This is a genomic window from Peribacillus sp. NPDC096447 (assembly GCF_044762725.1).
In the GTDB taxonomy this organism is placed as follows: Bacteria; Bacillota; Bacilli; order Bacillales; family DSM-1321; genus Peribacillus.
Window position 1 is genome coordinate 1 of record NZ_JBIWEV010000020.1, and the last position, 9,275, is coordinate 9,275.

The 9,275-nt window shown below is 34.8% G+C and carries 8 protein-coding genes and 1 pseudogene; 8 read left to right on the forward strand and 1 reads right to left on the reverse strand.

The window, feature by feature from the left end:
* Positions 1-129: pseudogene (locus tag ACIQZD_RS25945) on the forward strand (DinB family protein); the annotation flags it as partial.
* 1,248 nt (positions 130-1,377) lie between these two features.
* Here the strand turns inward: ACIQZD_RS25945 and ACIQZD_RS25950 are convergent.
* Positions 1,378-1,545 carry a hypothetical protein gene (locus ACIQZD_RS25950; protein WP_377436256.1) on the reverse strand — a complete coding sequence of 56 codons (168 nt, stop codon included), beginning with the start codon at positions 1,543-1,545 and terminating at the stop codon, positions 1,378-1,380.
* Between the two features lie 327 nt (positions 1,546-1,872).
* Here ACIQZD_RS25950 and ACIQZD_RS25955 point away from each other — a divergent pair, with 327 nt between their 5' ends.
* The 7 genes from ACIQZD_RS25955 to ACIQZD_RS25985 all read left to right on the forward strand — a co-directional run bounded on the left by ACIQZD_RS25955 (position 1,873) and on the right by ACIQZD_RS25985 (position 8,925).
* Positions 1,873-2,784, forward strand: coding sequence for a DUF4240 domain-containing protein (locus tag ACIQZD_RS25955; RefSeq protein ID WP_402907708.1), 912 nt, complete (start codon positions 1,873-1,875; stop codon positions 2,782-2,784).
* A 224-nt stretch (positions 2,785-3,008) separates the two neighbouring features.
* Positions 3,009-3,893: an aminoglycoside phosphotransferase family protein gene (locus ACIQZD_RS25960; protein ID WP_402907711.1), complete on the forward strand. Its 885-nt coding sequence runs from the start codon at positions 3,009-3,011 to the stop codon at positions 3,891-3,893.
* A 404-nt stretch (positions 3,894-4,297) separates the two neighbouring features.
* Complete coding sequence (locus tag ACIQZD_RS25965; protein ID WP_402907714.1) at positions 4,298-5,458, forward strand: IS110 family RNA-guided transposase; 1,161 nt, start codon at positions 4,298-4,300, stop codon at positions 5,456-5,458.
* A 298-nt stretch (positions 5,459-5,756) separates the two neighbouring features.
* Positions 5,757-6,407 carry a class I SAM-dependent methyltransferase gene (locus ACIQZD_RS25970; RefSeq protein ID WP_402907717.1) on the forward strand — a complete coding sequence of 217 codons (651 nt, stop codon included), beginning with the start codon at positions 5,757-5,759 and terminating at the stop codon, positions 6,405-6,407.
* Between the two features lie 307 nt (positions 6,408-6,714).
* Positions 6,715-7,212 (forward strand): RNA polymerase sigma factor, encoded by a 498-nt coding sequence (locus tag ACIQZD_RS25975; protein WP_098177314.1) that lies wholly within the window; start codon positions 6,715-6,717, stop codon positions 7,210-7,212.
* Position 7,213: 1 nt separating this feature from the next.
* Positions 7,214-8,125, forward strand: coding sequence for an anti sigma factor C-terminal domain-containing protein (locus ACIQZD_RS25980; RefSeq protein WP_402907722.1), 912 nt, complete (start codon positions 7,214-7,216; stop codon positions 8,123-8,125).
* A 266-nt stretch (positions 8,126-8,391) separates the two neighbouring features.
* Positions 8,392-8,925 (forward strand): GNAT family N-acetyltransferase, encoded by a 534-nt coding sequence (locus ACIQZD_RS25985; RefSeq protein WP_328176004.1) that lies wholly within the window; start codon positions 8,392-8,394, stop codon positions 8,923-8,925.
* The last annotated feature ends 350 nt before the right edge of the window (positions 8,926-9,275 follow it).

Here is a 9,275-nt window from a genome sequence, read left to right on the forward strand (position 1 = left end):
CCGGCGGAGGCGTGGTCCCGCAAAGGCACAGCCAACAACGCAAGCATTACGGCGCGTGCCCTCGCGTACGGCATCGCAGGACACGAGATTCATCATATGGGGGTCATCCGAAATCGGTATTTGAGTTAGTTATCCGGAAGATCGGGACGGAAGCTGCGCGGAAAACGCGGCTTCCGTTCTTTCTTTATGGCAGCCTTCCCGCAACGTTCATAGACTGATATGAAGAGAGGACAAGACGGGTTGAAAAAAGTAGCAGCGATTGGTTGCAGACTGGATTTTGTCTAAAAATGAAAAGCAAATAATAATCTCAAACAAGAAAAAATCAAGGCCTCTTCGTTAAGCTAACGAAGAACGAGAGCTCAATACATCATACGAATGACAAATTAGGATTGGTGGTTATTCCGCAGAAGGGCGCGATTCTTTAATAAGAATCGCTTTTCTTAATGAACTAACAGGTGCGTTAGTTCATTAAGGATCACAAAAATAATCAAGAAGATTAAAAAAATAAGTTGTGTTCGAAAAAGGGGAGGGTATAGATATTGCCTTCCCCTTTGTGTTTAAGATAAATTTATATGACTGTATATAATGTACTCGATTTTGTATCTCAAAACAGATAGAGATTGAATTGGTGCGGTTTTGAGTGGATTAATAACTCTATGTACTCAAATTCATGTCCCCAATGTACTTATCTTTGTGTCTTCGTAAAACTAACGGGGCAGTTTAGTTCAATAAAATTATTTTATTGATTTTAGCAAATATCGGAATCGATACTATAAAATGTAATATGTCAGAAGCAGACTTTTGGGGTAGGTGTAAAAAGTGAAATTAAAAATATTGTTGGTTGTAGTTTCATTTATTCTTACGTATATTACTTTTAATACTCCGGGGATAAGTGAAATGTGGTCTTCATCGGGTGTTTTTGAGGTATGGAGTTTTTGGTTATTAATTATGATTTTTTTCTTCTACATAAAGAAAAAAGATTGAATTTCTTGTTCAACTAAAGGGTGCGTTAGTTCATTATCAAAAATGATCAATCTTTTTTATAAAAGAATAATCCAATTAAATATTATAAGGGCAGGTTGGATTAATCTTTTTTCAAGACATACTCCTTCTATTTATTTATCAAGGTTTCTTGTATTAATTTGACCAAACTTTGTTTCAAAGCTACATCTACTTTCTCTTAAGGAGCTGAGACCTATGATTCTAGGTTCTTCCCAAGTTGTTAAAGGAATATCCGAAACTAGCGATTATATAACTCCATTCACAGCCTTTGGCCCATGGATTGCCATTCTAATTATGGCTTTTATTGTAGGGTGTCTGTATTTAGGATTTAGAAGAAGATCTAAAAAATAGGTTGTGTTTGAAAAAGGGAGGCGATTAGCCTCCTAATAAATTGATTAGTGTTCCATTAAGTTCAAATAACTTCATTGAAATTTCAGAAAAACCCATTGTTATGCAATAGGCTATGTAAACAAAACTTACAGCAATTATTGCCAAAAGCACCAATAAAGTAATTTTAAAATTCTTCTCAAATTTATCTTCCATATAATTCTCCTTTAGTTTTTGGATAATTAGGGATATTATAACGGATTTTCCAGGTTACGGATATGAGGAATAAGGTAAAATGTCGGAAGTACGATTATATAGTGTCTTAATGTTCCTTAATGAACTAACGGGTGCGTTAGCTGAAGATCGGAGCTGTCTTTAAGGCAGCTTTTTCCTTATGGAACTATCGGGGCAGTTTAGTTCAACAAGGATTCCCCAATTAAATGGTGAAATATATACCTATGGATATACACATATCAAGATTCTTATAAACATTTGTAACGTCATATAATTCATAACTCTTTTGTAAATCAGGAGGAAGAGCAATTGGAGAATCAAAAAAAGATAAAAAAACAAACAGTATCAATTGGGGATGTATATGCGGTAAAACTCCCTGATGGGAGATATGGAGCATTAAGAATTGTTAACTGTGATCGAAACTCTTATCTTCTTGCTACCACCCCATATATAGGGGAGACTATCCCAATGATTGAAAATAATGTTTTAAGTAAAACTCTTCTGCAAAACCGTTTTTATTTTGAAAACGCCCCTGCAATTTGTTGGTTTGATGGTAAAATTCCTGGAACTTTTATTTACATTGGGAACATTCAAGGGACTAAAAAAATGAGACAAAGTAATTATGGTGGCACCTGGGATGAAACAACAGGTATGGAAGCCCTTTATGAGTGGCGTTGGATCAATGACAGAGATAACTTTGAGAAAGAAATACTAGAGGAAGAGCGAAAGATCGAACAACTAATGGAAAAACCGCAGAAACCAAGAAAGATGATGACAGATGAATCCTTTTGGTACATAATTTCTCTTCTAGATTGGGAGTCAGTTAATGATGAGGATGAAGTTATAGAAGTGGCTGTTAGAGAGCTTGAGAAAATGGGAGTAAGGAATATTAAGCAATTTGAAGAAGCGATGTCCTACAAACTTTATTTATTAGACACAAAGGAACACGCAAAAAACATAGGCGAATATTCATACAGTCAAAACAAGGATGATTACTTCTCACCTGATGTGTTTTTATACCTTCGATGTGAAGTAATTGCTAAAGGAGAAGGCTTTTTCAATGCGGTTCTAGAATACCCTGTACTTATGCCTAAGGAGAATACATTCGAACCATTGCTTTCCATAGCAACTGAAGCATATGAAAGGCTTACAGGAAAAGAGTTTCAGTATATCACTGGATGTGATTATGAGACTTTCTCAAATGTTGTAGGTTGGAAATAACTTTGCAATCTTCAACTAACGGGGGCGTTAGCTGAGGATCAGAGCTGTCTTTAAAGCAACTTTTTCTTTATGGAACTATCGGGGCAGGATAGTGGAATAAGAAGTCCTTGTAGTAGTAAGTATATGGTACATTAAATGTAATCAAATTAAAGGGGTTGATAAGGATGCGTTTATCAAATAAATTTGTGACTGTAACTGGGTTTTGGGTTATAGGGAGAAATTAAATGATAAAAATCGACGTAGATTTAGTTTCGAAGTTAATAAATAGCCAATTTCCAGAGTGGTCTAATTTGGAAATTAAGCCTGTTAAAAAAAGTGGAAATGATAATAAAACTTTTCACTTAGGCAACAGTATGAGCGTTAGGTTACCAAGTGATGAAGCCTATGTACCCCAAGTTGAAAAAGAACAAAAATGGTTACCCATTTTAGCCAAGCATCTTTCTACACCAATATCTGAACAATTAGCTAAAGGAGAACCAAGTGAGGATTACCCACATCCTTGGTCAGTCAACAAATGGTTGGATGGAGAGACATTAACTTTAGAAAATATAGATGATTCAAATCAATTTGCAAATGATTTGGGGAAATTTTTAGTTGAATTACAATCTATTGACGCCAGTGAAGGTCCCTTAGCTGGCGAACATAATTTTTATAGAGGCGGAGATATTGTTGTATACGATGATGAGTGTAGAGATGCCATTAATAATAATGTAAATACTTTTAATAAACACCTATTGAAAGAAATTTGGGAATTGGCATTAACTTCAAAGTGGGCTGGTGAACCAGTTTGGGTCCACGGTGACATAGCCCCAGGAAATATATTAATTGAAAATGGTAAATTGTGTGCGGTTATTGATTTTGGGATATTGGGAGTAGGAGACCCTTCTTGCGATGCTGCAATGGCTTGGACTTTTTTTGATGATAGTAGCAGAAACACATTTAAGAATGCATTGAATTTTGATGCAGAAACTTGGAATAGAGCAAGAGGTTGGGCTTTATGGAAGGCTTTAATAACCTACAACTATAATAAACAATCTAACAAAGCAGTCGCAGATGAACAATGTAATATTATAGAAGTAATCATTAATGATTACGAAACTGAAAGATAAAGGCATTAAAATAGAATTTTTTATTGCACTAACGGGTGCGTTAGCTGAAGATTGGGGCTGTCTTTAAGGCAGCTTTTTCTTATGCCACTAACGGGGCAGCATTCCTGTATTAACTGAAATACTAAAAAGTTTGTGAAGAAATCTACTTAAACTAACGGGTGCGTTCGTATTATAAGGTTAGCCAGTTTTTACTGGTTGACCTTTTTTTAATAGAATATTATATCAGTAGCCAGGGTAGGACGTACGGGTGCGTGGGACTTGATCCCGTGAACTAAACTGTCCGCCCCCTACTTGTAGAAACATGTTTGAGGCTGGTTGGGACGTAGATCTCGTATAACAAGCGAAGCTATGACACTACATGGAGGATTAGGGGTACTGGTTAGTAAGTAGAGGAGGTAAAAACAATGAATCCAGTTGTTGGTCTGGATGTGGCAAAAGGAGAGAGTCAAGTTCAGGCATTTTTAGATCAATCTAAACCGTATGGGAAGAGCTTTTCAATGAAGCACATTAAAGAGGAATTAGATCATTTTTTAGACTTTTTAAAAGGGATTGAAGAGGTGACAGGGCAGATGCCTATGGTCATTTTAGAATCTACAGGGCATTACCATACCCCTGTTATTCAATACTTGGAGGAACAAGGGATTCTATATATCTTACTAAATCCGATTATTTCTTATCAGGCAAAGAAGACCAGTTTACGGAAGGTAAAAACAGACGCTATCGATGCGTACCAGTTGTGTGTGCTGTATTACAATGAGGATTTTGACCCTCATAAAATTAGAGGAATTCAGCTATTAAACCTTCGGAATTTGTCAAGACAACAGGAAATCGTAACGAATATGTATGTGGAAGCTAAACTTCAGTTTCACACCATTTTAGATCAGGTGTTTCCTGAATACCGGAAGGTTTTTGGGGATCTATATTCAAGGGTTTCTTTATTGATATTAAAGGAATATCCCACTTCAGTTATAGAGTTCTGTCCTAGCCGATCGGGTCAATGGGCATGGGAAAAAGCAAAAAAAATAATGGACTCCGCATCTCGAAATCCATTCCAAAAAAACGTGTATGAAAGTCACGTAATCAATCTTCGTATGTATATGGAGTTGCTTTTTCATTACCAGGGACACCTCTCTGATTTGGAAGATCGTATAGTGGCCCTGGCAAATGAACTGGAAGAATATAAGATCATCCAATCGATTCCCGGCATAGGAGAAAAAATCGCAGCCACGATTATCTCTGAAATTGGTGAAATCGATCGGTTTAATCATCCAAAAAAACTGGTTGCCTTCGCTGGAGTAGATCCAAGTGTTCACTCATCAGGAAAGTTTACGGCAACCATTAATCGTATGACTAAAAGAGGTTCGAGCAGATTACGTCATTCTCTGTATCTTGCCGTATTATGCGGCATAAGAAGTTCAAGGAACAAAAAGCTTAAAGTCTTCTATGATAAGAAAAAATCAGAAGGAGAACCGGCCAAAGTGTCAATCGTTGCCTGTATGAATAAGTTACTTCATTGGATTTACGCTTTATTAAAGAGAAAAGAAGCATTCCTAGATTTAGCCTGATTAACGATTTTGTGAAACAGAGAAAAATCCTTCCAAAAGGGTTTTGGAGGGTTATTTGTCATGAACAAAAATAGTATATCATAAGGGAAATGAAAATTTTAGAGAAAGATATTGACATCCTATTAGCTGGTTTAGTTCATTAAGAAGGCAGTCAATTTGGGGGACTTTTAGAAGTAAAAAAACACGATATACAACTAAAAATCTGGATAGTGTATTTTGAAATAGCTCTGAATTATTAGTTGGAAGGATATTTGAAAATTTTATGGAAAACAATACTTTAACAATCGGGGGTGACAAAATGAAACAAAATATATGGGAGAAAGAATATAGAAATGTTGAGAGTTTATGGGGTTTCAATCCTAATAGTATCTTATCTCAATATGTTGAAATGCTTCCTGAAAACGGAGAGGTTTTAGACATAGGTATTGGAGAGGGAAGAAATGCCCTTTTTTTTGCTAAACAGGGATTTGCTGTTGAGGGTATCGATATTTCGGAAACAGCAGTAGAACGATGTTTGGAACTTTCGAAAGAGCACAATTTGAATATTAACGCTAAAGTTCAAGATATTACTTCTTTTGAGATTGAACCAAATAAATATTCTTTAATTATACTTTCTAATGTACTTAATTTTTTTCCTGATAAGGATATTAAAATTATTATTGAAAAGGTGAAAAATGGGTTGATTAAAAATGGGTTGGTATATATTAATGCCTTTGATGATAAAGAACCAGGTAGAAAGAAAGCTCCAGAGAAGTATGAGCAGTTAGCAGAGCATACGTTTTATATTGAAAGTTCAAATATGTTTCTTCATTATTTTACAAGAAGTGAATTAGAAGGATTTTTTGCCGATTATAAAACGATAAGCTTGTCTCAGTCTTACTCTATGGACATTTCGCATGGTCAACCTCATTTCCATAGCACATTAGAAATAATGTCACAAAAGTCTTAAAAAAGTTATGATCTTTAATGAACTAACGGGTGCTTTACTTCAATAAGGAAGGTTGCTGAGGCAGCCTTTTTCTTATGGCACTAACGGGGCAGGTTAGTGCCATAAGGGGAATATTTAGAAGGACGTCGAATTAGGTAATTTAAAGGGAGTTATTCAAGTAACATAGCAAGTTCAGATATTATTTAATAATTTATATTTAGCTTTGTTGGGTAGTCTTCTTCAGAAGGCTATCTTTTTTTATGAAAAAATTTGATAATTATTGTTTACTTATCGAATACTCAATCGTTAATAGTGTAGGAGGGTGGTCATGGATGAACAACAATTAAGCTTGTACCTAAATAAAAAATTGAAGGCTGTGTATTTCTTTTTGCTAAAAATGGGAGCGATCAAAGAGGATGCGGAAGACATTGTTCAAGAAACGGCTTTTCAATTTGTGCAATATCTAGATACTCTTCAGGAAGAGTATGTTGATGCGTGGCTTTACAGAGTAGCAATTAATAAATATTACGATAGCTTAAGAAAACTTAAGTATAAAAATAATTATGTAAATACATTTAATCTCGAAGAGTTACTGGATTGGACAACACCAGAGCAAATTATTATAGAGAATGAATTACATATAATGCTATCAGAGTGTTTACGTAAAATACCACAAAAATATGCAGAAATACTGTTACTCAAATATAGTGGAGATTTATCCTTAAAGGATATTGCTATTATTTATGGTACAACCGATAAATCAATTAAAACACAGTTAGCAAGAGCAAAGAAAAAAATGAGAAAGATGATTGAGGAGGTAAAATGATATGGATAAAGATTCAATTTTCAATGCCAAGGACGGGTTCCAACCATTGATAAAAAAAGCGAAAAAGAAATCATTAAAGAAGATAATTATTGTATCAACCATTGTGACGGTAAGTATCTTTATGATTTTAGGAATCACTTTCATCATTGCGTATAATCATATGCAAAATTCAATGTCAGACTATTTTTCAGTAAAGTTTGAACAAAACGAAGTTTATGGTGCGAATATCCACGATGATAAATCTACCACTAGTTTTAGTATAGATTCAGCTATTAATCAGGACCAATATATAAAAGATATTGCAGGGATTCCATACACATGGTACAACGAACAAACTTGGTTTAAAATTTATGATTCACCTACAACTATTTATGATAATTCAATAACAAAATCAACAGATAGTCGGCAATTTTATCGAAATGGACAAAGGGTGGTTAATTTTTATGTGCCTGGTGGAAAAAAAGTAGAAGATGATCGTAAGTTACTTCAATCCTTAGCTTCAACTAGTGTGGTAGAAATAGGCATTTCATTTACGAAAGAAATTAATACAAATCAAGTGCTGAAACAATTTCCAACTGCTCAGTGGGCATGGGTGCAAAACCCTGATGTAGAAACATCAATTGTGCCTGGGTATGTAATCGGAGACTATGCATATGGTTTTACAATTACATCTCCTGAAAAAGGGACTGACAGTATAGCAGAAGACGTTAAAAACTTCGAGAAGGTATTATCAAATTTATCTCAAAAAGACGAGAAAGATACGAATGTAGAGCCATTAATAAAATCAATCAAACAGAAAGGAACTGTTCAGGTGAGTGGTATCATTTTAACAGGGAAGGTAAAAGATTTATTACCACTAATTGAACAAGATTCAGTAAACTATGTGAGCGTTGGAGTTATAATTCCTTATTAGAGATAGGAATATGATTCTCAAGAAATAATTAATGGTCAACTAAATAAAGCTTTCTAAATAAAAATATGCTAGTAGCAATAAATGGATTTCACCAAATCAACATCTTAATGAACTAACGGGTGCGTTAGCCGAAGATCGAAGCTGTCTTTAAGGCAGCTTTTTGTTATGCAACTAAAGGGGCAGTTTAGTTCATTAAGGAACCCAATGTAATATATGGTATAATATGTAATAAAGATACATAAGAGCCAAACAAGGGAGAGTTATTAATGTTTCCAATATTAGAGACAGAAAGACTAATACTAAGAGAAATAACAAAAGAGGATGCAGAAGGTATTTTTGCTTGTTTTTCTAACAACAATGTAACACGTTATTATGGACAAGAAACATTACAGAGTATAGAGCAAGCAGAGAAGTTCGTTGACTTCTTTTCAAAAAACTACGATGAAAAAAGAGGCATACGCTGGGGGATTGAAAGAAAAGAGACCAAAGGAATAATTGGAACAATTGGCTTTAATGCTTGGTTACCTAAACATAAAAGAGCAGAAATAGGGTATGAAATCCATCCAGAGCAGTGGAGAAAAGGATATACTTCAGAAGCAATATCTAAAGTTCTTTCATATGGCTTTGATGTTATGGATTTAACTCGTATAGGTGCTGTTGTATTTATTGACAATGAAGCATCTAATAATTTACTAACTAAAATTGGTTTTCAAAAAGAGGGAGTTTTGAAGAAATATATGTATCAAAATGGTGAAGCTCACGATACCTATGTCTATTCATTACTTGAAAGTAATAAGTAATTAAATCTTCAGCCAACAGGTGCGTTAGTTGAAGATCAGAGCTGTCTTTAAGGCAGCTCTTTCTTTATGCAACTGATATGAACGAAACTGTCAACCCACCACACCCAAATGTTTTAAATGGTGTTTCATTCAGCTATGAATAGAGTTATTCCTTGTTCAACTTATAAACCAAATATCCTTTCAGATTTAGCTTGTCAAGGGTGTACTTTCCCTTGATAAGCTAAATCGAAATGGATACAATTCTAAAAGTTGAACAAGGATAACCTTAAAAACTTGGCACGAAGGCAAAAACGTTGACGGTGGTATACAAACTGATATGCGTGGGTTGGTTACCACATTTCACTCCATCC